The following is a 22,821-nucleotide window of genomic DNA, read 5'->3' as shown; positions in this document are numbered from 1 at the left end:
CGCGAACGGGCCGGGGCCCGCGGCAGCAGCCGCGGGCCCCGGCCTTTTCAGTTCCAGTCGCGGGTGCGCAGCGGCAGCCCGGACTCGCCGGACCCGGGCGTACGGATCGCCAGCACCTGGTTGACGCCGATGCGGTTGCGCTCGAAGGCCAGCGCGGAGGCGGCCATGTAGAGCCGCCAGACGCGGGCGCGGCCCGGGGAGGTCAGCCGCACGGCCTCGTCCCAGTGCGCCTCCAGGTTGGCCACCCAGCGCCGCAGCGTGAGCGCGTAGTGCTCGCGCAGCGCCTCGACGTCCCGGACCTCGAAGCCCGCTTCCTCCAGCTGGGCCACGGTCCGCCCGACGGGGGCGAGCTCGCCGTCGGGGAAGACGTAGCGGTCGATGAACTCGTCGACGCGGTAGTCGCCCTCGTCCCGCAGCGGGCGGCGGGCGATCTGGTGGTTGAGCAGCCGGCCGCCGGGCCGCAGCAGGGCGTACAGGTCGGCGGCGTACTCGGCGTAGCGCGCGGAGCCGACGTGCTCGGCCATGCCGATGGAGGAGACGGCGTCGAAGGGCCCGTCGGCGACCTCGCGGTAGTCCTGGGTGCGTACCTCTATACGGTCCGCCAGTCCGGCCCCGGCGGCGCGTTTACGGGCGTAGGCGGCCTGCTCCTCGGAGAGGGTGACGGCGACGACGTCCACGCCGTACTCGCGGGCGGCGTGGAGGGCCATCGAGCCCCAGCCGCAGCCGACGTCGAGCAGCCGCATTCCGGGTTTGAGCCCCAGCTTGCGGCAAACAAGGTCGAGCTTGGCCCGCTGGGCCTCCTCAAGGGTCGACTCAGGACCCTCCCAATAGGCACAGGAGTAGACCATGGACGGGCCGAGGACGTGCTCGTAGAAGGCGTTGCCGACGTCGTAGTGGTGGCTGATCGCCTGCCTGTCGCGGTGCAGGGAGTGAAGGGGGCCGCTGCCCCGGCGGGCCTCCTCGGCGGGCGGCGCGGGGGGCGGGAGGGGCCCTGCGAGCCTCAGCAGCTCACGGCCGACGGAGCGGACCTCCGGGTCGCGCAGGGCCCTGAGGACGGCCTTGGGGCCGGTGGGCCGGTCCGCGTCCTCGTCGCGCTCCCAGAAGAACCCGGCGAGCAGACCGAGGGCCTCGTAGAGATCGCCCTCGACGTCGAGGTCCCCGGCGACCCAGGCGCGGGCCAGACCGAGCTCACCGGGCTTCCACAGCAGCCGGCGCAGGGCGCGCCGGCGCCGGACGATCAGTACGGGCGTGCCGGGCGGGCCGGACTCGCTGCGGTCCCAGGCCCGTACCCGGACCGGGAGCGGGGCGCCCAGGGCGCGCTCCGCGAGCGCGGTGAGCCGTCGAGCGGCCTCGGCCATGTCGCACACCTCCATGATGAAGGGTCAGCAGATCGTTTCGCCTGACACCTGAAACACCGGCAGGTCGTGCTCTAGTCCTTCCCCGCCCGGGGGATCCGTCCTCGTCCGGGTACGCCGAAGGGCGCGTGGATACGCCGAAGGACGTCCACCCCACGGATTGGTGGACGCCCTTCGGCAGTTGTTCAGTTGTGACCGGGGGTCAGGAGGCCTTGGCCTTCTCGGTCTTGGCGGCGGCCTGCGGGGCCGGCTTGGCGGCCTCGTAGAACTCCTCGCGCGGGTTCTCCATGGCGCGCAGGGAGACGACCTCGCGCTTGAGGAACATGCCCAGGGTCCAGTCCGCGAAGATACGGATCTTGCGGTTCCAGGTCGGCATGGCCATGCCGTGGTAGCCACGGTGCATGTACCAGGCCAGCCGGCCCTTGAGCTTGATCTTGGTCTTGCCCATGACGATCATCGCGACGCCCTTGTGGAGGCCGAGACCGGCCACCGCGCCCTTGTTGGCGTGCGAGTACGTCTGCTGCGGGAAGCCGCGCATGCCGGACAGGACGTTGTCGCCGAGGACCTTGGCCTGGCGCAGTGCGTGCTGGGCGTTGGGCGGGCACCAGGCGTTCTCGTTGCCGGCCTTGCGGCCGACGACGTCCGGGACCTGGGCGTTGTCGCCGGCGGCCCAGATGTAGTCGGTGCCCTGGACCTGGAGGGTCTCGGAGGTGTCGACGTGGCCGCGCGGGCCCAGCGGCAGGCCGAAGCGGGCCAGCGCCGGGTTGGGCTTGACGCCCGCGGTCCACACGATCGTGTTGGAGTCGACCTCGAGGCCGTTCTTCAGCACGACGTGACCGTCGACGCAGGAGTCCATGGAGGTCGAGAGGTAGATCTCGACGCCGCGGCTCTCCAGGTGCTTCTTGCCGTACTCGCCGAGCTTGGGGCCGACCTCCGGGAGGATCTTGTCGGCGGCGTCGACGAGGATGAAGCGCATGTCCTCACGCTTCACGTTCGGGTAGTACTTGGCGGCGTCGCGCGCCATGTCCTCGACCTCGCCGATCGTCTCGGCGCCGGCGAAGCCACCGCCGATGAAGACGAAGGTCAGCGCCTTGCGGCGGATCTCCTCGTCCTTCGTCGAGTCGGCCTTGTCGAGCTGCTCGAGGACGTGGTTGCGCAGGCCGATGGACTCCTCGATGCCCTTCATGCCGATGCCGTTCTCGGCAAGGCCGGGGATCGGGAAGGTACGGGAGACGGCGCCGAGCGCGATCACCAGGTAGTCGAAGGGCAGCTCGTACGCCTCGCCGACGAGCGGCGCGATCGTGGCCACCTTGCGGTCCTGGTCGATCGTGGTGACACGGCCGGTGAGAACCTCCGCCTTGGGCAGCACGCGGCGCAGCGGCACCACGACGTGGCGCGGCGAGATGCTGCCGGCGGCTGCTTCAGGGAGGAAGGGCTGGTACGTCATGTACGAGCGCGGGTCGACGACCGTGACGGTCGCCTCGCCGTACCGCATCTTCTTCAGAATGCGGCGCGCCGCGTACAGGCCGACGTACCCACCGCCTACTACGAGGATCCGTGGACGCTCCGTGGTGCTCATGATTCGAGTATCCAGCACTCTCCCATGGGGTGCTCGTGAGCCCCTTCACAAGGCACCGAAAGGGGTCTGCTACACTCCGCCGCCCCCGTGATGGACGCCATACCTCCGCAAGGGAACCGCAACAGCCGGGCGGGCGTTGAACACCCCCGCTGAACTGGCCTTGGGGCCTCGCGAGCGACTGGACCACTGCCCGGCCCGGGCCCGCATAAGGCTTCCTTTAACACGGCCGAAACCGGATGGTTTCCCACCGCCAAGGCCCCGGAGGGCCCGAAAGAGGGGCCGAAGGCCCTCTTCCGACGCTCCGGAGCCGCTTTTTCATGTGAAGGATTTCACGAACATTTCCCGGCGGCCTGTCCACGGCCCGTCCGGTACGCCCGTTAAGGCACGCTCCGGGCCGCCCTCGCCGACTGCCTCGCCCGCGTCATGGGCCTGCCCGCAGTCGAGGCCCCTGCTCGAGCTCGAGCGGTTGCGCGGGACCGTCAAGGCAGGGTCCGCCCGCCTCGGCAGTCTCGAGTGCGCCCGTTGGCCGCACCCTTCTGCCGCCGCGTCGGCCGGTCAGTCCCTTTGGGCCCCGTCGGGCCAGAAGATCCGAACCGGCACGCCCATCCGACGTGCGTAAGCGACGACATCAGCGGTACCCCCGTACCCACGAGCAGGCTGACCGTCCCAGACTGCCCATAGCTGGTCAGCCAGGCCGACGAGCAGCTCGCTACCAGCCATGTGCGCTTGCGAATCCGACTGGGCGAGTCCGGTTCGGTGCACGTCCGAAGCCCTACCGAGAAGAGCGTCGTATGTCTGGTGGTGCCAATCGGGCAGGCCATCGCGGTATTCCTCGGCCGGAAGGACGACCTCGAGTCGCCCACCGCGCTCAACCACGGCTTCGGCAAACCAGCTGTCCGGCCCGTCAGCTATGCAGCTCACCCCGACCAGATCCTCGGGGCCGTACGAAGAAATGGCCTCCGTGAGGTCACGGCGCACCTGATCTTCTACGTCCGAGGGAAGGCCGCGATGGCCAGTGATGCCGATCCTCATTTGCCCCTCTCGTTTCACATGTAGACGTCGTGCATCTGCTCGTCGAAGTCACGGACGACGGTTGGTGGGGTTGGGGAGGAGTAGCAACGGCGGAAAGCGCGGGCGCGTTCCACTACACGGCCCGTCCCTTACGGCACGCTCCGGGTGTTCCTCGGGCCTACCCGAGTCTGCCGACGCGAACCGCCTCAACGAAGCCGCGGATCTGCCGGTGGCCGAACAAGAGCGCGGGCCCTGTAGGGCGCTTGCTGTCCCGCACCGCGATCACTTCCTCTTCCTCGCCCACGATGCCGACCTCCACACAGTCGGACACCGCCCCGGACGCGCTCGCCTTCCACCACCGCGCGGGAAGTATCGAGGCGTCGTCAACGTGCGTCATGCCGTCTTCCTTATCTCTGCGATGCGCTCGGCAGATACCTCCGGCGCAAGCGCCGCAGCGCTCAGCCGTTCGAAGGCACCCTGATACACCGCTACCTCTTGGCCGTCCTCGACGTAAAGGCCGGACGTCAGACTCTCGATGTGCACGACGTCGAGGTCGCTGTGATCGGCGAACCCCAGCAGGGAAAACGAACCCATCTGCCCCACATGCGGCGGGACACCGGCAGGCAACACCTGAATGGTGATGTTCGGGCGACGGCTCACCGTGAGAAGACGCGTGAGCTGGTCGTGCATCACGCCGTCTTCGCGGCACTTCGTGTGGAGCGCGCTCTCACCGATGACAACGCGCAGGTCGAGCGGGCGCTCGCGTGAGGTGAGAATCGACTGACGGGCAAGGCGCACCTCGACGAGTGCGTCGACCTTGCCCTTGACGGCTGCCGACGTGGCAGTACTGCTGATGATCTCGCGGGCGTACTCGGCGGTCTGGAGCAGGCCCGGAATCGCGCCCATCTGCCACGACCGCACCGAGGCCGCCTCAGCCTCCAAGGAGATCAAGTCTTCGTACACCGGGGACAGTACGCCCCGGTAGGAGTGCCACCAGCCACGGGCAGAGCCTTCGTTGGCCAGGGCGATCAGCGCCGCGCAGAGCTCGTCGTCAACTCCGTAGAGAGCGAGCAGCATCTTGACGTCAACGGGTTTCGCCGGCGTGCGCGCCGTCTCAAGGCGACTCAGTTTCGCGACGGTGATCCTGCCATCAGCCCTCGCGGCGACGTCTTCGAGCGTCAGCCCCAGACCATCGCGGAGTGCTCGCAGTTTCGTCCCCAGCCTGCGGCGACGCACGGTCGGTGCGCTCAACTTGCCCTCCATCATCGCGTTCTGTCGGCCAGTCTGCCGCCTGTTCGTTGGCCATGTCATCTGTGTTGATCATTTGACCCTCGTCATTTACGCACGGGCATGCAAATTCTCATTTCTGATGAGACCACTTGCATGGAACCTGAGTTGAGAGCACTCTGTTGCGCACGAAACGTCGCCGCACGATCACACCGTGACGACTATTCGGTGCTGGTCAGTGCTGCCCAGAGGGGATTTTGCATGGCGATCAGGCCTTCGCAGGCGCTCCCACAGGCTCCCGGCAACCGCAAGCCCGACGACCCTGGCCATACCGGACACCACTTGGTCGGCAGGGTGGTGCACGACTCCGAGACAGGCCGCCTCGGCAAGGTCATGGACAAGGTCGGACCGCGCTACCAGCTACGCCGACTCGATGGCGGGCGTGAGTGGGAGGCAGCGGGTGACTCCCTCGAAATCGTCACGCCGCTGCGATGCGAGTACATCGCCAGGCTCAAGGCCGAGCGCAGAAAAGCGCTGGAGGCGGGCCGCACCGATGCCGCCCACCTGCTCACCGTGGCCGTGTGTCGCCACCTGCGGGTGATGCACCCATGAGTCGACTTCGGCGCCTTCTTCGCCAAGCCTGGCGCATCGCACAACCGGCGTCGCCGCCTTCGAAGGTCCCCGAGGCACCGTCACCGCCCGCTTCACCCCCGGCAAAAAGCCTCACATGGGCCGAAGCGGTGGGGCCGTTCTTCTCTCCACCCGCCATGCCGCACCCGGACCTACCGACCGCCGTCCAGCGGCACTACGCACTCGTGGTCTGCCCGGCATGCCAGCAGGCGCGCATTCCCCAACAGACCACCCGATAGAGAAGTCCCCCGCACGCCGCCACCGCAGCGCCCCTACGATCCTTGGCCAGCGGCCCGCGCCTACTACGCTCCCGTGCCCCTTAGACCCCTGTCCGGTCGCCACCCCACAACAGTGAGGGCTCGGCGGCCCGACAGGCGCAAGTGCCCATCCGAACGAGCGAAAGGGTACAAAGTGAACATCCAATTCGTAACCGCCGTTGACGGCGGGCGTGGCAAGGACGAAGGCGAGGGGGACGGATACCCCGGGCAGCCGTGGACGCCGCCGTCCGAGCCTCCGTCCCCCGACGGCGGCAGCCCCGAGGGAGACGGGGACCACCGCAAGTGACGTTCAACCCGCAGGTGGAGCGCCCCAGCCGAAATGAGCTGGGGCGCGTCCTCTTTGAGACGAAAGCGATGTCGTCGGACTGGGCGCCGACCTTTGCCGCCGTGGACCGGGCCGCCTTCCTGCCCGATCTCATCTGGCCGTGGGACATGGAGACCGGTACGAGCGTCGCCGTCGACCGGACGACCGACCCCGACGGCTGGTACGCGGCCGTGGACAGCGACCGGCCCATCGTCACCCAGTGGGACGACGGCGAACACTCCGGCACCGCGCCGGGGCGCGTGTCGACAAGCTCGTCGTCCGCGCCGTCCGTGAACTACGGGCTGTTTCAGGATCTGGACGCGGACGAGGGCATGAACGTGCTGGACGTGGCCACCGGGACGGGTGAGACCGCCGGGGCCCTGTACCACCGCTGTGTGGGCTCACGCGGACGCGGGCGCGTCACCACGATCGAGATCGACCGCACGGTGTCCATGCGGGCTCGCGAGCGACTGTGCGCGGCCGGGCTGTACCCGGACGGGGTCGTCGGCGATGGGTTCGAGGGCCACGCGGACCACGGGCCGTACGACCGCATCCTCGCCACCGTGGGGCTCCGGGAGTCCCCGGGGGTGTGGCTGCCACAGCTGCGTAAGGGCGGGATCATCGTCGCCCCGTGGGGCACGCACTACAGCAACGCGGATGCCGTGGCCTGCCTACGGGCAAACGGCGGAATCGCGCTCGGCCACTTCACCCGCCCTGTGGAGTTCATGAAGATCCGGGCCCAGCGCTCGCCCCGGCGACCGCACGCGGAATACGTCCCGGCGGGCACGTTCGACAGCGCGGACACCTCCACCACAGCGGTTACCGAGTCCGAGTTCGTCACCGGCCGGTACACCGCCCTGCCGTTCGCCCTGGGCCTCCGTGTGCCGCACTGCGTTCAGGCCGTGGCCGACGCCCGGGACGGCGCGCGTCCCGTGTGGTTCTACGGGCTGGGCGACCGCTCCTGGGCCTGCGTGATGTTCCGGGACGGGGAAGGGACACGCGTTTGGCAGTCGGGCCCGCGCCGGCTGTGGGACGACGTGGAAGCCGCCTTCCGGTGGTGGCAGAAGCAGGACAGGCCCACGCACGACCGCTTCGGGCTCACCGTGACGCCGGACGGACAAGAGGCGTGGCTCGACACGCCGAGCGATTCCTGGCCGGTGTGAAGCAACGAGGTGGCCCCGTCCCGCGTACAGCGGGCCGGGGCCGTTCGGCTTCAGCGATTCTCAGGCGACGCTCCACGCGATGCCGTCCAGGATGTCGTGCTCGCTGACGACGACCTCCCGGGCCCCCACGCGCTCCATCACGCACTGGAGGATCAGCGCACCCGCGGCGATCACATCGACCCGGCCGGGGTGGAGCACCGGGATCGCGGTGCGCTCCTCGTGGGTGGAGGTGAGGAGGCGGGCGGTGATCTCCCGGACCCGCTCCAGGGGGATGCGCGCGTGGTGGATGGCGGTGGAGTCGTACTCGGCCAGGTCGAGGGCGATGGCCGCGACCGTGGTGACGGAGCCGGCCAGGCCCACGAGCGTGCGGGCCTCGGTGAGCGGGACGCTCTCCTCGGCGAGGTCGAGGGCGGCCTCGACGTCGGCCCGTATCGCGGCGATCCGGTCGGCGGCCGGCGGGTCGGACACCACGCCGTCCGTCACGAGATGACGTTCCGTCATCCGTACGCAGCCCACGTCCACGCTGCGCGCGGCCCGGACGTGCTCCTCGCCCACGACGAACTCGGTCGAGCCGCCGCCGATGTCCACGACGAGGAACGGCTTCGTCAGGTCGGCGCGGCCCACGAGCTCCTTGGTGGCCCCGGTGAAGGAGAACTCGGCCTCCTGGTCACCGCTGATCACCTCGGGCTCCACGCCCAGGATGTCCTTGACGCCGCGCACGAACTCCTCGCGGTTGGAGACGTCCCGGGAGGCGGACGTCGCCACGAAGCACACCCGCTCGGCCTTGAGCTCGCGGATGACCTCGGCGTACTCGCGGCAGGCGGCGAAGGTGCGCTCCAGCGCCTCCGGCGCGAAGCGGCCCGTGCGGTCCACTCCCTGGCCGAGGCGGACGATCGTCATCCGGCGGTCGAGCTCGTTCAGTTCGCCCGTGGCCGGGTCGGCGTCGGCCACCAGCAGCCGGATGGAGTTGGTACCGCAGTCGACGGCGGCGACACGGGTCACGCGCAGCCCTCCTCACCGGCGCACGGGTTCACGCACGGGCCCTTGCTCCACCACTCCGGGAGGAGGGCGATGGCCTCGTCGCCGAAGGGGTTCACGCCCGGGCCGGCCGCCAGCGAGTGGCCCACCAGGACGTGGAGGCACTTCACGCGGTCCGGCATGCCGCCGGCGCTGGGGAAGCCCTGCAGGACCTCGATGGCGTCGCGGCGCGCGATGTAGTCCTCGTGGGCGGCCCGGTAGGCGGCGGCCAGCTCCGGGTCGGTCGCCAGCCGGTCCTGCATCTCCTTCATCAGGCCGGAGCCCTCGAGGGTGCCGATCGCGCCCGCGGCGCGGGGGCAGGTCAGGTAGTAGAGGGTGGGGAACGGCGTGCCGTCCTCCAGGCGCGGCGCCGTCTCGACCACGTCGGGGTTGCCGCAGGGGCAGCGGTGCGCGATGGAGCGCAGTCCGCGCGGCGGGCGGCCCAGCTGCTCCTTGAACGCGGCGATGTCCGCGTCCGTCGGCTCGGTGGGCTCGGTCTTCGGAGGAGGCGTGTCCATGTGCTCGCTCGTGCTCGATCGGTCGTGTGCGTAATAGGTATGGATCCGCCGTCAGCGATGACCGTCTGAGGCGTCCACGTCGTCGAAGAGATTGCTGTACCAGGGGCGGTCTGCGGCGCCCTGATCCTTGTGGCGGCCGCCGTCGGCGCTGCCGTCCACCACGGTGTACCCGGTCTCGCCGGGGCGTACGAAGTGGAGGTGCTCGCGCGCCAGCTGTTCCACGTACGCCGGGTCCTCCAGCCGGGCCTTCTCCTCGTGCAGCCGCTTGACCTCCTCGCGCGCCTGCTCCGTCCGGTGCCGCTGGTCGGCGATGTCCGAGCGCTGGGTGACCCACTGGCGCATGGGGTAGGCGAGGGCGACGACGAGCGAGCAGACGACGAGCGCGAGCAGCGCCGCGCGGCCGGTGAGCCGGGAGCGGCGCTGCGGGCGGGCGCGGTAGACCCGGGCCCGGGCCGCGGTCGGCCCCTGGACCAGCGCCGTGCCCAGCGCCTTGAGCCTGGTCGCGGTGGAGAACCGGTCCGCGCCCACGTCGCCTCCCCTGGAGAGTCCGTTACGAACGTACGTCCCCGGACACGGTACGGGACCGCGGCCGGGGACGTACGGAGACTGGCGAGAAGGTCAGCCTTGCTGTGCCTTTTGGGCTCAGCCCTTGAAGCGCGGGAAGGCGCTGCGGCCGGCGTAGACCGCGGCGTCGTCGAGGATCTCCTCGATGCGCAGCAGCTGGTTGTACTTGGCGACGCGCTCGGAGCGGGCCGGGGCGCCGGTCTTGATCTGGCCGCAGTTGGTGGCGACGGCCAGGTCGGCGATGGTGACGTCCTCGGTCTCGCCGGAGCGGTGGGACATCATGCACTTGAAGCCGTTGCGCTGGGCCAGCTCGACGGCGTCCAGGGTCTCGGTCAGCGAGCCGATCTGGTTGACCTTGACCAGGAGGGCGTTGGCGGAGTTCTCCTCGATGCCGCGGGCGAGGCGCTCGGGGTTGGTGACGAACAGGTCGTCACCGACGAGCTGGACCTTGTCGCCGAGCTGCTCGGTGATGGTGTTCCAGCCGGCCCAGTCGTCCTCGAACAGCGGGTCCTCGATGGAGACGAGCGGGTACGCGGCGACGAGCTCCGCGTAGTACTCGGTCATCTCGGCGGCGGTGCGGTCCTTGCCCTCGAACTTGTAGACGCCGTCCTTGTAGAACTCGGAGGCGGCCACGTCGAGCGCGAGCGCGATGTCCTGGCCGGGGGTGTAGCCGGCCTCCTTGATGGCCTCGAGGATGAGGTCGAGGGCCTCGCGGTTGGAGCCCAGGTTCGGGGCGAAGCCGCCCTCGTCGCCGAGGCCGGTGGACAGGCCGCGGCCCTTCAGCACCTTCTTGAGGGTGTGGTAGACCTCGGTGCCCCAGCGCAGGGCCTCGGAGAAGGACTCCGCGCCGATCGGCGCGATCATGAACTCCTGGATGTCCACGTTGGAGTCGGCGTGCGAGCCGCCGTTCAGGATGTTCATCATCGGAACGGGCAGCAGGTGCGCGTTCGGGCCGCCGAGGTAGCGGAAGAGCGGCAGGTCGGACGCCTCGGAGGCGGCGTGCGCGACGGCCAGGGAGACGCCCAGGATGGCGTTGGCGCCCAGGGAGCCCTTGTTGTCGGTGGCGTCCAGGTCGAACATGGCCTGGTCGATCAGGCGCTGCTCGGTGGCGTCGTAGCCGACGAGCTCCGGGCCGATCTGCTCGATGACGGCGAGGACGGCCTTCTCGACGCCCTTGCCGAGGTAGCGCTTGGGGTCGCCGTCACGGAGCTCGATGGCCTCGAAAGCGCCGGTGGAGGCGCCGGACGGCACGGCGGCACGGCCCGTGGAGCCGTCGTCGAGGCCGACCTCGACCTCGACCGTGGGGTTGCCTCGCGAGTCGAGGATCTCGCGAGCTACGACGACGTCGATGGACGGCACGAGGGTCTCCTTCGTGTGTGTCTGGAGTTCTGCACCACGAGCCTAACGGGCGCCGGGGGCTCCGCCCGCCCTTGGTCTGCTCCCCGGGCCGAAAATTGGCACAAACGCCGAGAACACCGGACGAATCGTCGGTGTGTTCGCTCAACGAGGACGCGGGATCGACCGGCAGAACGAGCGGAGCCCCGCTCCGATGCGGCTCGGGGGGAAGTCGCATCGGAGCGGGGCGGCCGCTCGGCCGGCCGGAGCCTTCGTTCGATGGCTCCGGCCGGCCCTCGCTCAGCGCAGGTGGATCAGCGCGGATGGATCAGCGCAGGTGCAGCTGCTGGCCCGGGAAGATCACGTCCGCGTCGGGCACGATCTTCTTGTTGAGCTCGTGGAGCTTCTGCCAGCCGCCCTGGACCTTCTGGGAGACGGCGATGGTGGCGAGGGTGTCGCCCTCCTTCACCTGGTACTCGCCGTCGCCCTTCTGGACAGTCTGCGGGGCGGTGTGCTTCGGCGCCGGGGCCTCGTCGTCGGAGTCGTCCGACTGCTGGACCGGCTTGCTGCTGTGCTTCTGCTGCGGCGCGGCCTGGCGCTTGCTGCGGTCGGCGTGGGACTGGGCCTTGCCGTAGGCGCCGGACGCGGACTTCGTGGACTTCTTCGCGACGTAGCCGTCGGAGTCGTCCGTGTCGACGTTCGCCTTGGCGCCACCACGGGCGAGGCCGGTGCCAGGAGCGCACTGCCAGGCGCCCGGGCCCTGCATGGCGAGCAGGCGCTCGGCGGTGGCGATCTGCTGGGACTTGCTGGCCAGGTCGGCGCGCGGGGCGTACTGCTTACCGCCCGCAGCGGCCCAGGACTCGTTGCTGAACTGCAGGCCGCCGTAGTAGCCGTTGCCATTGTTGATGTGCCAGTCACCACTGGACTCGCACTGGGCGACCTTGTCCCACGTGGAGACGGAGGCGGCGTTGGCAGAGGTCGCGACCATCAGAGGGGCGGCGACAGCCGCGCCGGTGACACCGGCGAGCGTGACGATGCGGACGGCCTTGGACGGACGACGGTGCTTGCCCTTGGACATAAGTCGGTTTCCTCACCGACGCCTACGAGGTGAGCTGTCGGGTTCGGGCTGTGAGTTCGCCCGGCCCGGTGCGCTTTCGCGTTCCGGGCTTCACCCCAAGCCGTTCCGCTCCTTCGGCCATTGGCCTTGGGACCGTTCCGGCGACTTACCTTGGTTCCCCCGCTCCTGCCTACGGCGCTTGCGCGACGACTCCCCCGGCCGCCGGCAGGATTCGGCGTGCGGCCGTGGTGCTCGCGGTGGCGAGCGGTGACGACGGTAATCACAGGCGGCCGACGGGTTCAAACCCCACTTTTCAGCCACCGATGGCCTGAGTTGGCCCCAGAAACCTCACGTTTCCGCAGGTGAGAGGCCATTCGAGCAAATCGGATCCAAGGCATCCGACGGTCAGTCAACGAGACCCATGTCTCACTTTCGACCGGAACAGACATTCGCCTCGAACCGGAGCGCTACTGCTTGATATCAAGCTTCTGACCAGGGCGGATAAGGTCCGGATCAGAACCGACTGCTTTTTCGTTCTTCTGATACAGCGTCTGCCAGCCTCCGGAGACCGAGTGTTGCTCCGCGATCGCTGACAGATTGTCACCGGGCCGCACGGTGTAGTCGTTCGCGGCGGGCAGTTCCGTCCGGCCCTCGCCACCCCGGGAGGGCCGCTGAGCATCGCCGGAGCCCGACGGGTCGGCACGGTGCCGGCCGTTGCCGGGGGTCGCGTCGGCATCGCCGGGAAGCGGCGAAGCGGAAGGCGAGGATCCCGTTCCAGGGGTGTCCGAGGGCGTGTTCGCCGAGGTGTTCGAGGGGCTGCCGACCGGGGCGGTCGGGATGGTGGTCGGATCGGCCGACGCGCCGGTGCCCGTACCCGTCGTCGGCCGCCCCGACGGGTCCGACGGGTCCTTGCGGTGCTTGCCCGCGGAGGTGTCCGGGGACGGGCTCGTGGAAGCGGACGGGGTGCCGGAGGAGCCCGGCGTGGGCGAACCGGACGAGCCGGGCGCGGGCTTGGGCGACCCGGAGGACGGGGCGGACGGCGCGGGCGACGTGCGCTCGGGCGCGGGCTGGTTGCCGCGCCCGGGCGTACGGGGGCGGCTCGGCTCCGGCGCGGCGGAGTACGAACCGTCGCCCGGGTCCACCTCCGGCTCCTTGTCCTCGCCCCGGTCCGCCTCGCCGGCCAGGCCCGAACTCACCGCGCAGCTCCGCCAGGTGTCGGCGCCCTCCGCCTTGAGGATCCGCTCGGCCACGGCTATCTGCTGGGACCGGCTGGCCAGGTCGGGGCGCGGCGCGTACGCGATGCCGCCGTACTGCTCCCACATCTGCTGGGTGAGCTGGAGGCCGCCGTGGAGGCCGTTGCCGTTGTTGGCGCTCCACATCCCTCCGCTCTCGCACTGGGCGACCTTGTCCCAGGTACCCGCGTCGGCGGCGACGGCGGATCCGGTCGCCAGCAGCGGAAGTGCCGCGCTGGAGGCCGTCACCCCCGCCGCGACCACGATGGCGGGTATCTGACGGGGACGGCGATGTCTACCGGTTCCTGAGAGCATCTGCGGGCCTCTCGCGTAGGCGGCGTTCGAATGGTCGCAGACCCTAGCGAGGCCTCCCCGGAGTCACAAGCCGGTGTAGCGGAGGTCACGTGCCGATAAACACGGATTGACCGGGCATCACACGAGGGGGTTTTGGGGTGTGAACTCCACGGGCAAAGTACGCAATCCACGCATGATCAGGCCGCCGCGCCAGCGCAGGTCATCGGGTTCGGCGGCGAGGGATAGGTCGGGCAGCCGGCGCAGCAGCGTCGCGATCGCGGCCTGGCCCTCCAGGCGGGCGAGGGGCGCGCCGAGGCAGTAGTGGATGCCGTGCCCGTAGCCCAGGTGCTGGTTGTCGCGCCGGGACAGATCAAGGGTGTCGGGGTCGGTGAAACGCTCGGGATCGCGGTCGGCGGCGGCCAGGACGACCAGTACGGGATCGCCCTCGGCGATGCGCTGCCCGCCGAGGGTCAGGTCCTGGGTGGCGAACCGCCAGGTGGCGAGCTCCACCGGGCCGTCGTAGCGCAGCAGTTCCTCGACGCCCGTGGCGAGGAGGCTCTCGTCGCCCTCGGCGAGGGCGCGCTGGAGCCGGGCGCGCTGCTCCGGGTGGCGCAGCAGCGCGTAGGTTCCGTTACCGATCAGGTTCACAGTTGTTTCAAAACCGGCGAACAAGAGGATGAAGGCCATCGCCGCGGCCTCGTTCTCCGTGAGGTGCTCGCCGTGGTCGCTCGCCCGGATGAGACCGGAGATGAGGTCGTCCCCGAGGTCCTCCCGCTTCCGGTGGATCAGCTCCGCGAGGTACGTCCGCATCATCTTGACGGAGCGGGCCACTCCGCCGCGCGGCCCGCCGCCGTGGCCCGCTTTTGTATGGCGCAGCATCATCCCCGCCCAGTCCCGGAAGTCGTCCTGGTCCTCGCGGGGGACGCCGAGCATGTCGCAGATGGCGTAGATGGGGAGGGGGAAGGCGAACTCGTGGATGAGGTCGGCCTCCCCCTTCTCCACGAAGCCGTCGATCAGCTGGTCGGTGAGCTCCTGGACGCGGGGCGCGAACTCCGCGACCCGGCGCGGGGTGAACGCCTTGGACACCAGCCGGCGCAGCCGGGTGTGGTCCGGCGGGTCGATGTTGAGCAGGTGCGTCATCAGATTGGCGCTGCGCTCGCCGGGGATGCCCACCTTCCCCTTGCCGTGGGCGCTCTCGGAGTGGTGCACGGGATTCTTCGACAGCCGCTGGTCGGCGAGCGCCTGCCGGGCGTCGGCGTAGCGGGTGACCAGCCAGGCCTCGACGCCGCTGGGCAGCTCGGTGCGGTGCACCGGCGAGTGCTCGCGCAGCCAGGCGTACGCCGGGTAGGGGTCGGAGGCGAACTCCCAGGTGAAGAGGGGTGGGGCGGGGGGCGTGTGATTCTCGTGCACGCCCCGACGCTACCTACCCGGCGCCATGCGGGCGCCCCTGGTGGTGCCCACCGCCGCCCCTAGTGGTGCCCACCGCCGCCGCTGCCGAAGGCGCCGCTGCTGCCGGGGTCCCATTTCTTCCGCTCCTCGGAGAGCTCCTCGGGATGGGCGGGCGGGTTCTTCATCTCATGCGGGAGGACACGCTCCCCATCGGCCTCCGGCAGCAGCTGGTCCGGCTCGTGGTGCTCGGTGACGTACCCCACCGACTCCTCGTCGTGGGTGTGCCCCGGACCGTGGTCGGGAGACGAGGGCCCCCGATCGTGCTCCTGCCGGGTCTGCCAGGCGCCCTGGCGGCGCTGCGGCTGGCTCGGCGGCGGGGGCTCCCGGTCGCGGACCCTCCGGCCGACGACGATGGCGCCGATCAGGATGGCGACGACGAAGAGCCCCACGATGAAGGGGGCGATCCCGCCGAGCTGAGCGGGAGCGGCGAGGGCCGCGGCTGTGACGAGGAGCTCAGTGCGCATGGGATTCGGGTACCCGCCCGCCGCGCAGTCAAGACCGCCACTGGGCCGAACGGGTGCGCGAACGCCCCGTCCGCGCTACTCCCGGTCCCCGCCGCGGGCCTCCTCGGCGGCCCGGATCGCGTCACGGTAGGTGCGCGCGGCGGCCCGCAGGGCGGTCTCCGGCTCGACGCCGGCCGCCTCCGCCCGTACGGCCAGGGCCAGCAGCTCGTAGCCGACGCCTTCCCCGTCCGGCAGGGCGACCTCCAGCCGCTCGTGGCGGGCCCGGGAGGCGAGCTTCGCGGCGAGGGCCAGGGCGGGCTGCCCCAGCGGCACTCCCTCGGTGACCGACTCCCGGCGCTTCTCGTCGGCCTTCGTCCGCATCCAGTGCGCCTTGACCTCCTCCGGCGTCTCGGCGGACTCCTCGCCGAAGACGTGCGGGTGGCGGTGGATGAGCTTGTCGACGATGCCGGCGGCGACGTCGTCGACGGAGAACGGCTCGTCCGGGTCGTCCTGCGCGATCCGGGCGTGGAAGACGACCTGGAGCAGGACGTCGCCCAGCTCCTCCCGGAGCGCCTCCCGGTCACCGGTCTCGATGGCCTCCAGGAGCTCGTACATCTCCTCCAGCCCGTACTTCGCCAGGTCCTCGTGGGTGCGGATCCCGGTCCACGGGCAGGACAGCCGGATCCGGTCCATCACCTGCACCAGGTCGAGCAGCCGGGCGCCGGGCAGGTCGTACGAACCGGGGAGCAGCTCCAGCGCGGGCATCGACTCCCGGCCGGAGCCGGCCAGCCGGGCCAGACCGTCGGTGAGGGCCGACTCGCCCTCGGCGGAGGTGAGCACCACGGCGGTGCGCCCGCCCGCCGCGCAGTAGTCGACGAGCTCCCGCGCGACCGGCACCGCGTGCTCGACCACGACGCCGGCCTCCCCCAGATACGGCAGCTGGGGGTGGCCGGCGTCGGCGCACAGCACCCGGTCGGCGGCGCGCAGCGTCTGCCACGCCGGCCAGGACAGCAGACCGGGGGCGACCCGGTGGCTGGTGGTCAGCAGGACGATGCGGCCGAGGGAGTCGCCCTCGGGGGCGTCGGCGGAGGCGTTCACGCGGTCATTCACACGGCCGAGCCTAAAGGCTCCGCCGGGAGACCGATGATGCGTCTGCGGGCCGGTCGTGGCTGGTCGCGCCCACGCGGCGGTAGCCGCATATCGGCGCTGCCTCGCGCCCCTTACGGGCGCTCAGGCCGGCTGTTCGGGGGCGGGCTGCTCGGCGGGGCGCAGCCAGGGCTCCTGGACGGTCCGGGCCGTGCCGCGCTTGGCGTCCCACGTGCCGTAGCGCGGATTGACGTCGACGCGCAGGGCCTCGGACGTCTTCATCAGCGTGTCGACGGCACGGGCCTGGCCCAGCTTCTTCTCCAGCTTGGCGCGGACGAGCCCGGCCGACAGCTCCTGGTCCACCTGGTCCGGGGCGATCCCCGCGGCGAGGAACCGGCTGTCGACCGCCGCCGGGCCGCCGAGCAGCTTCTCCACCTCTCCCCGGCGCTCCTGGATCTCCCGCCGGGTGACGTCGACGCCGTTGTCCCGGCCGGCGGCCTCGATGACCCGGTACTGGATCAGCCGCACCAGGGTGTCCTGGCCGAGCCGGGCACTGCCCGCCAGCAGCTGCCGGCCCTGCGGCGAGGACCGCTGCGCCTTCCGCACGTCCTCCACCTGGCTCTGGAGCTGGGCGACGGTGATCCGGTCCTTGCCCACCACGGCGGCGGCACCGGGATGCGGGGTGGAGCCGCAGCCGGTGAGCAGGGGCACGGCGAGCAGCCCGGCGGCGGAGACGGAGAGCGCTGTCCTGCGGCGGATCATGAAGCCTCCCGGCAACGGAGATCGTGCGGCATGCGTGGGCAGGGGCGTAGGGCGGGGCGGCGCCCCGCGACGTGCGGTCCATCGGCCTGGCGTTGATCGATGGTAGGCAGTCCGCGTGGCCCAAGCCACTGATTCGGCCAACGATTCGCGGTCCGCCGGGATGCGCGAACGCCCCGGGGGACTCCCGGGAGAGTGGCGTCAGGCGTGCACCTGGCCGAGCCACTGGAGGGTGTGCCGGATCTCGGCGGGCAGCTGGTGGTGCGGTCCGTGCAGGAGCTCGGCGTCGTGGAGCAGGGCGACGAGGGTGTCGTGGGCCGCCTGCCGGTCGCCGAGGGACAGCAGCAGATGACCCATGCGGCGCCGGACGTCGAAGGCGGTGGCGGTCTCGTCGGGGTGGCTCTCCAGGTACGGCAGGAGGACGCGGTACTCGCCGAGCGCGGCGACGGCCTCGCCGAGCTGCTCCAGGCACTGGGCCGCGTCGTAACGGCAGCGGAGCGCCTGGCGGGCCGCGTACGGGCCCGGGTCGGCGGCGTACTCCTCGGCGAGGCGGCGCAGTTCGGGCAGGGCTCGCCGGTACTGGCCGTCGTCCATCAGCGTGGCCGCGTACTGCTTGCGGAGGGTGCGGACGACGGTGGAGTGCTCGCCGTGCTGGGCGGCGGCGGCCGGGAGGATCGAGCCGAGGAGGTCCACGGCCTGGGTGATGCCGCCCTGGTCGAGCAGGCGCTTGACCTCCTCGACGGCCGCGGCGACGTCCGGGCGGCTGGGCGGCGGGCCCACCAGGCAGGTGGCCGGGGGCGGCGGGACGGCCGCGGGACGGTCGGGCCAGGGGGCGTGCGGGAGCAGGAAGGGGCGGGTCGGGTTCATCGGGCCGAGGCGGCCGGCCGGGACGCCGGGCCTGGGGAGCAGGGGGACGAGGGCCTCGTAGACATCCTGGGCGTCGGCGGGGCGGTGCTGGGGGTCCTTGGCGAGCAGGCGCAGCACCAGGTCCTCCAGGGCCTGGGGCACCTCGGGGCGGATCCGGCGGACGGGGACGGGTGGCTCGTAGAGGTGGCGGTGGAGCACGCCGAGCGCCGTGGACCCGGCGAAGGGCACATCTCCGCTGAGCAGTTCGTGGAGCAGCACGCCCAGGGCGTAGAGGTCGGTGTACGGGCCGACCGCGCCGCCCATGGCCTGCTCGGGCGCCATGTAGGCGGGGCTGCCGATGGGGGAACCGGTGCGGGTCAGCCGGGTGGTGTCGGTGTCGAGGACGGCGGCGACACCGAGGTCGAGGACGAGGAGGGAGCCGTCGGGACGGACCATCACGTTCCGCGGCTTGAGGTCGCGATGGATGATCGGGACCGCGTGCACGGCGGAGAGCACGGAACACAGCTGGGCCGCTATGGAGACCGCCCAGGGCCAGGGGTAGGGGTCGTGCTCGGCGAGGTGGTCGGCGAGGTCGGCGCCCTCGACGTACTGCATGACGAGATAGAGGTCGTCGCAGTCCTGGCCGGCGTCGTGGACGGTCACCAGGCCGCGGTGGTCGACCTGGGCGGTGACCCGGCACTCGCGGACGAAGCGGCGGCGCAGCTCGTCGGCGGCGCTGTCGGTGCCGGCCATCCGGTCGGGGCGCAGCAGCTTCACGGCCACGCGCCGGTCGAGCCGCCGGTCGTACGCGGTCCACACCTGGCCCATGCCGCCCTGGCCGATGACGGTGGCCAGCTCGTAGCGGTCGGCGATGAGGCGTCCGTTCACTGCCCGTGCTCCTTACGGTCGCGGGGCTCCTCGCGGAGGAGCGCGCTGAGCTCGTCGAGTTCGGCCCGGACCTCGTCGATCCGGGGTGACGCCGGTCGCTGCGGACCGGCCGGGGGCGGCGTCCTGCGGGCGCCTTCCGCGAATTCCGCGAAGGGATCGGGGCGCGGCGCGGGACGCGGCGGGACGCCGAAGGGGCCCGCGGCCGGCACGGGGACGGTGGCCGGGAACGGGGCCGTCGTGGGCGGGTACGGGGCCGTCGTGGGCGGGAAGGCCGGGGCCACGGGCGGCTGCCGGTCGAGGTCGCGGTAGTGCTGGATCTCGTTCCAGAGGTAGTAGGGCACGACGAGGAAGATCAACGCCAGGAGGGTGTAGCCGCCGACCTTGTTCAGGAGGGTGCCGGCGAAGTGGTCCTCGATGGTGACCAGGCAGCACAGGCACAGCAGGAGCACGACCCAGAAGGCGGCCCAGTCGCGTCGCTGCCGGCGCACCATCGCCAGGCGCAGCAGCGGCGCCCAGGAGCACACGCCGATCGAGCCCCAGGCGACGACGCAGACGAACACGCGGATCGCGATCGCCTTCGCCCTGCCGGGTGGGCGACGCTTCGGCAGGGCGTGGCCTGGGGCGTTCATTGCTGCTCCTGGGGTGCGGTTGTCCTCTTGAGCCTAACCGCCGCCCCGTCCAACATCGCCCGGGTTGTACGGATCAGACGGTGCAACAGATCACTCAAGAGCACATCTCCCGCCCGGAGCAAGCCATTCCGGACAAGGAGGCCGGCCGCGCGGTGGCGTCACCGGCCTTCCGGGCGGCTCAGTCCGGGCGCACGGAGCCGTCGGTCAGTCCGTCGTACAACCCCTGGACCAGCTGGGCCGCCAGGCGTTCCGTCTCCCGCAGCGCCTCTTCGAAGGCGGCGAGCTCCCGGAAGCGGGCTCCGTAACGGCGCTGGTCGGCCAGGGGCAGCCGGGGCACCTGGAGACGGCGGACGTCGAGCCGGGTGGCGGTGGAGGCATAGCTGCTGGCCTGGCGCTGGTTGGCGGTGCCACGCAGGAAGCCGGCGAGGAACCAGGGATCCAGCGCCGTCGGGTCGGGCCGCAGCAGGAACAGGCCCCGGCCGAGCGCGGCGGCGGCGGTGGCCTCGTCCACGACGCGGGCCACGGTGACGTCGCCGACGACGGGCACGACGACATCGCCGGCCTCGACGAGGACGGGCTCCTCGGCCGGGCCCTCGGGGAGCGTGCCGGTGGGCGGGCTCCCGGCCTTGACGTCGTAGTCGGTGAGGACGGGGGTGGTGGCCCCGTCCGGGGAGGCGCCGGGGCCGCCCGCGCGCAGCACCAGGGCGCCGGTCCTGGCGAGTTCGCCGACGCTGGTGGTGGGCCAGCGCAGGGACCCGGCGGGCTCGGCGGGCGGCGTGGGCGAGAGCTCGCCCGTGCGCCGGAGGGCGAGGGTGAGGCGTTCATGGATCCCGGCGAGGCCTTCGGCGTCGCCCGCGGCGGGGGGCGGCGGCAGGTGGCGGGCGGGGGCCAGGTCGACGTCGTCGTCGAGAAGGTCGATGACGGGCAGCGAGCGGTGCTGTCCCGGCCGTTCCTCGACCGCGCCGTGCCGGTCGAAGTCCTCCCAGGCGTCGACGACGGCGGTGTGCACGGCCTGCCAGGGCAGCTTCTCCCGGCCGGCCGGGGCGAGCCCGGCGGTGTCGACGAGCAGCACCTGCGGGGCGGGCGAGGCATGGGCGGCCGGGCGGCGCAGCACCCACAGATGGAGGGGGATGCCGTAGGGCGGGGCGGCTCCGGCGGGCAGGGCGATCACGGCGCGCAGGGCGCCGCGGCGCAGCAGATCGGCCCGGATGCGGCGGCCGGAGCGGCGGGAGGCGGCCGCCGGGGGCATCAGGAGGACGGCCGTGCCGCCGTCGCGCAGCCGGGCGAGGGCGTGCTGGACCCAGGCGAGCTCGGATTCGGTGCGGGCGGGGAAGCCGTACTCCCAGCGCGGGTCGTAGGCCAGCTCCTCATGGCCCCAGTTGCGCTCGTTGAACGGCGGGTGGCACAGCACCGCGTCGGCGGCCTCCGTGCCGAAGGCGTCGGCACGGAGGCTGTCGCCCGCGCGCACCCGGACCTGGGCGTCGGTGTGGAGGGCGAGCCGGAGCGCGGTGACGGCGGCGAGGTCCGGGTCGGCCTCCTGGCCGAGGACGGCGGGCGCGGCCGGCTGCCCGGTGGGCGCGGCGGCGCGCAGCAGGCCGCCGGTGCCGCAGGCGGGGTCGAGGACGGTGCGGGGTCGCCGGCGGTCGTGGAGGCCGCCGGCGAGGGCGGCCATGAGCTCGGCCGGGCCCTGGGGGGTGAGGGTGTACTGCCGGGGGTTGGCGTCGAGGTGGCGGCCGAGGAGGAACTCGAAGGCCTGGGGGGCGCTCCGCCCGGCGGCCAGGTCGGCGGCGCCGCGTACGAGGGCGGCGGAGACGGCGAGCTCGGCGGCGGTGGGGAGCGGGACGGGGTGGCCCTCGCCGAGGCGGGCGCCGAGCACGGCGTCCAGGGCGGCGGGAAGTTCCTCGGAGAGCTTCAGATCGCCGAGGGCCGCCAGCTCCAGCCAGGTCGTGGGCCGCTCGCGCAGGAGCAGGAGCGCGGCGCCCGCGTGCCGCAGGGCGACCAGGGCGCCGAGGGGGTGGCTCACGACCTGCTGCCAGACACGCTCCTGCAGCGGCACCTCGGCCAGTTTGCCCTGGTGGCGCAGCCACTGCTCGACGTCGCCCAGGTCGAAGGTGGGGCTGGTCTCGGTGCCGCCGACGGGCTGGGGGAAGTCGGTGTGGCGCCGACGCCAGTTGCTCACCGCCGCGCGGCCCACCCCGGCCAACCGGGCGATTCCGGCGGCTGTCACCTCTGCTGCGCTGTCCGGCACCCGGTTCCCCTCCCACGCACTCGCGTCGATCGCTGTGTTTCCGAGCATACCCGCGAGGCCCGAACACACCCCTTCACAAGCGTGAACTCACTCGATCACGTGAACCTGGTTGACTCGGTTAACAGCCCATGCTGTCATTGACTCATCGGTTCACGAAGATCTCGCCGAAAGGTGTCCCCATGTCTCAGCACGCCCATCAGAAGCAGCGCAACTGGTTCGCGCGGCACAAGGTCCTCACCGGCGCGGGCGCCCTCGTCGCCGTGATCGCCATCGGCGGAGCCCTGTCCGGCGGCAGCGGAGGGGACGCCGGCACGGCCTCCGGGCAGTCCTCCGGCAAGAGCTCCGGCGCGGAGGGCGGGGAGAAGAAGGGGAAGAAGGCCGACGCCTCCGGCAACGGCACCTTCCAGGTCGGCTCGGACATCAAGCCCGGCACCTACCGCTCCGCGGGGAACAAGGAGGGGTGCTACTGGGAGCGCGACAAGGACTCCAAGGGCGAGGCCGACTCGATCCTGGCCAACGACAACGCCGTCGGCACCAGCTACGTGACGATCGCCGCGAGCGACAAGATCTTCAAGAGCAGCGGCTGCAAGGGCTGGAACCTGGTCACGGACGCCAAGGGCGCGGGCACCACGCCCGCGACCGAGGCCCGCGGAAACGGCATGTACCGCGTCGGCCTCGACATAGCCCCGGGCACCTACACCTCCCAGGGCAACAAAGAAGGGTGCTACTGGGAGCGCGACAAGGACGCGCTCCACAGCGGCGACTCCGTGATCGCGAACGAGAACGTGACGGGCAACGGCATCGTGACGCTCACCACCGAGGACGCATACTTCAAGACCAGCGGATGCACGGACTGGAAGAAAACCGGCTGAAGTCGGCCAAGGGGTGCGAAGCCCCGGAAGCCGACAT

At 71.4% G+C, this 22,821-nt stretch carries 21 protein-coding genes and 1 riboswitch; of the genes, 3 read left to right on the top strand and 18 right to left on the bottom strand.

Translation table 11 applies throughout. The features are described 5' to 3' along the window. Nucleotides 1-47 precede the first annotated feature (47 nt). From ACFYZR_RS16235 to ACFYZR_RS16215, 5 genes are all read right to left on the bottom strand, one after another. Nucleotides 48-1,358 carry a class I SAM-dependent methyltransferase gene (locus ACFYZR_RS16235; RefSeq protein WP_391910557.1) on the bottom strand — a complete coding sequence of 437 codons (1,311 nt, stop codon included), beginning with the start codon at nucleotides 1,356-1,358 and terminating at the stop codon, nucleotides 48-50. Nucleotides 1,359-1,557: 199 nt separating this feature from the next. After that, nucleotides 1,558-2,934 (bottom strand): NAD(P)/FAD-dependent oxidoreductase, encoded by a 1,377-nt coding sequence (locus tag ACFYZR_RS16230; RefSeq protein ID WP_391910555.1) that lies wholly within the window; start codon nucleotides 2,932-2,934, stop codon nucleotides 1,558-1,560. Between the two features lie 555 nt (nucleotides 2,935-3,489). Next, complete coding sequence (locus ACFYZR_RS16225; protein ID WP_391910553.1) at nucleotides 3,490-3,966, bottom strand: hypothetical protein; 477 nt, start codon at nucleotides 3,964-3,966, stop codon at nucleotides 3,490-3,492. Nucleotides 3,967-4,123: 157 nt separating this feature from the next. After that, entirely contained in the window at nucleotides 4,124-4,342 is a 219-nt protein-coding gene (locus tag ACFYZR_RS16220) for a DUF397 domain-containing protein (RefSeq protein ID WP_391910551.1), read from the bottom strand. Continuing rightward, nucleotides 4,339-5,196: a helix-turn-helix domain-containing protein gene (locus tag ACFYZR_RS16215; RefSeq protein ID WP_391910549.1), complete on the bottom strand. Its 858-nt coding sequence runs from the start codon at nucleotides 5,194-5,196 to the stop codon at nucleotides 4,339-4,341. The genes ACFYZR_RS16220 and ACFYZR_RS16215 overlap by 4 nt, the downstream gene beginning before the upstream one ends. A 237-nt stretch (nucleotides 5,197-5,433) precedes the next feature. Between ACFYZR_RS16215 and ACFYZR_RS16210 the strand changes: the two genes are divergently transcribed. Then, complete coding sequence (locus ACFYZR_RS16210) at nucleotides 5,434-5,784, top strand: hypothetical protein (RefSeq protein ID WP_391910547.1); 351 nt, start codon at nucleotides 5,434-5,436, stop codon at nucleotides 5,782-5,784. A gap of 650 nt (nucleotides 5,785-6,434) precedes the next feature. Next, nucleotides 6,435-7,547 carry a protein-L-isoaspartate(D-aspartate) O-methyltransferase gene (locus ACFYZR_RS16205; protein WP_391910545.1) on the top strand — a complete coding sequence of 371 codons (1,113 nt, stop codon included), beginning with the start codon at nucleotides 6,435-6,437 and terminating at the stop codon, nucleotides 7,545-7,547. Nucleotides 7,548-7,607: 60 nt separating this feature from the next. On the opposite strand, the gene ACFYZR_RS16200 is transcribed toward ACFYZR_RS16205, so the two are convergent. From ACFYZR_RS16200 to ACFYZR_RS16140, 13 genes are all read right to left on the bottom strand, one after another. Beyond that, entirely contained in the window at nucleotides 7,608-8,549 is a 942-nt protein-coding gene (locus ACFYZR_RS16200; RefSeq protein ID WP_391910543.1) for an exopolyphosphatase, read from the bottom strand. Next, entirely contained in the window at nucleotides 8,546-9,082 is a 537-nt protein-coding gene (locus ACFYZR_RS16195; RefSeq protein ID WP_391910541.1) for a DUF501 domain-containing protein, read from the bottom strand. The genes ACFYZR_RS16200 and ACFYZR_RS16195 overlap by 4 nt, the downstream gene beginning before the upstream one ends. 51 nt (nucleotides 9,083-9,133) lie before the next feature. Then, nucleotides 9,134-9,610 carry a septum formation initiator family protein gene (locus ACFYZR_RS16190; protein WP_391910539.1) on the bottom strand — a complete coding sequence of 159 codons (477 nt, stop codon included), beginning with the start codon at nucleotides 9,608-9,610 and terminating at the stop codon, nucleotides 9,134-9,136. Between the two features lie 114 nt (nucleotides 9,611-9,724). After that, the gene (eno, locus tag ACFYZR_RS16185; RefSeq protein WP_391910537.1) at nucleotides 9,725-11,005 is read right to left on the bottom strand and encodes a phosphopyruvate hydratase; all 1,281 of its coding nucleotides are present in this window, start codon (nucleotides 11,003-11,005) and stop codon (nucleotides 9,725-9,727) included. Between the two features lie 304 nt (nucleotides 11,006-11,309). Continuing rightward, nucleotides 11,310-12,059 (bottom strand): transglycosylase family protein, encoded by a 750-nt coding sequence (locus ACFYZR_RS16180; protein WP_391910535.1) that lies wholly within the window; start codon nucleotides 12,057-12,059, stop codon nucleotides 11,310-11,312. Between the two features lie 4 nt (nucleotides 12,060-12,063). Next, a riboswitch (cyclic di-AMP (ydaO/yuaA leader) is annotated at nucleotides 12,064-12,246 on the bottom strand. A 259-nt stretch (nucleotides 12,247-12,505) separates the two neighbouring features. Beyond that, complete coding sequence (locus ACFYZR_RS16175) at nucleotides 12,506-13,519, bottom strand: transglycosylase family protein (RefSeq protein ID WP_391910533.1); 1,014 nt, start codon at nucleotides 13,517-13,519, stop codon at nucleotides 12,506-12,508. Between the two features lie 183 nt (nucleotides 13,520-13,702). Next, on the bottom strand, nucleotides 13,703-14,974 hold the full coding sequence (locus tag ACFYZR_RS16170; protein WP_391910531.1) for a cytochrome P450: 1,272 nt from the start codon (nucleotides 14,972-14,974) through the stop codon (nucleotides 13,703-13,705). Between the two features lie 59 nt (nucleotides 14,975-15,033). After that, complete coding sequence (locus ACFYZR_RS16165) at nucleotides 15,034-15,477, bottom strand: DUF6479 family protein (protein ID WP_391910529.1); 444 nt, start codon at nucleotides 15,475-15,477, stop codon at nucleotides 15,034-15,036. Between the two features lie 75 nt (nucleotides 15,478-15,552). Then, on the bottom strand, nucleotides 15,553-16,566 hold the full coding sequence (locus ACFYZR_RS16160) for a nucleoside triphosphate pyrophosphohydrolase (protein ID WP_391910527.1): 1,014 nt from the start codon (nucleotides 16,564-16,566) through the stop codon (nucleotides 15,553-15,555). Between the two features lie 120 nt (nucleotides 16,567-16,686). Further along, nucleotides 16,687-17,304 carry a SurA N-terminal domain-containing protein gene (locus tag ACFYZR_RS16155; protein WP_391910525.1) on the bottom strand — a complete coding sequence of 206 codons (618 nt, stop codon included), beginning with the start codon at nucleotides 17,302-17,304 and terminating at the stop codon, nucleotides 16,687-16,689. A gap of 198 nt (nucleotides 17,305-17,502) precedes the next feature. After that, complete coding sequence (locus ACFYZR_RS16150) at nucleotides 17,503-19,035, bottom strand: protein kinase (protein ID WP_391910523.1); 1,533 nt, start codon at nucleotides 19,033-19,035, stop codon at nucleotides 17,503-17,505. Further along, a complete protein-coding gene (locus ACFYZR_RS16145) occupies nucleotides 19,032-19,664 on the bottom strand; it encodes a hypothetical protein (protein WP_391910521.1) in 633 nt (210 codons plus the stop codon). Before ACFYZR_RS16145 ends, ACFYZR_RS16150 begins: the two co-directional genes overlap by 4 nt. A gap of 178 nt (nucleotides 19,665-19,842) precedes the next feature. Further along, nucleotides 19,843-21,891 (bottom strand): N-6 DNA methylase, encoded by a 2,049-nt coding sequence (locus ACFYZR_RS16140; RefSeq protein WP_391910519.1) that lies wholly within the window; start codon nucleotides 21,889-21,891, stop codon nucleotides 19,843-19,845. Nucleotides 21,892-22,091: 200 nt separating this feature from the next. Between ACFYZR_RS16140 and ACFYZR_RS16135 the strand changes: the two genes are divergently transcribed. Next, nucleotides 22,092-22,784, top strand: coding sequence for a hypothetical protein (locus ACFYZR_RS16135; protein WP_391910517.1), 693 nt, complete (start codon nucleotides 22,092-22,094; stop codon nucleotides 22,782-22,784). The last annotated feature ends 37 nt before the right edge of the window (nucleotides 22,785-22,821 follow it).

The sequence above is a fragment of the Streptomyces sp. NPDC001678 genome, assembly GCF_042892945.1.
In the GTDB taxonomy this organism is placed as follows: Bacteria; Actinomycetota; Actinomycetes; order Streptomycetales; family Streptomycetaceae; genus Streptomyces.
This window is presented reverse-complemented; position numbering and strand designations above follow the sequence as displayed.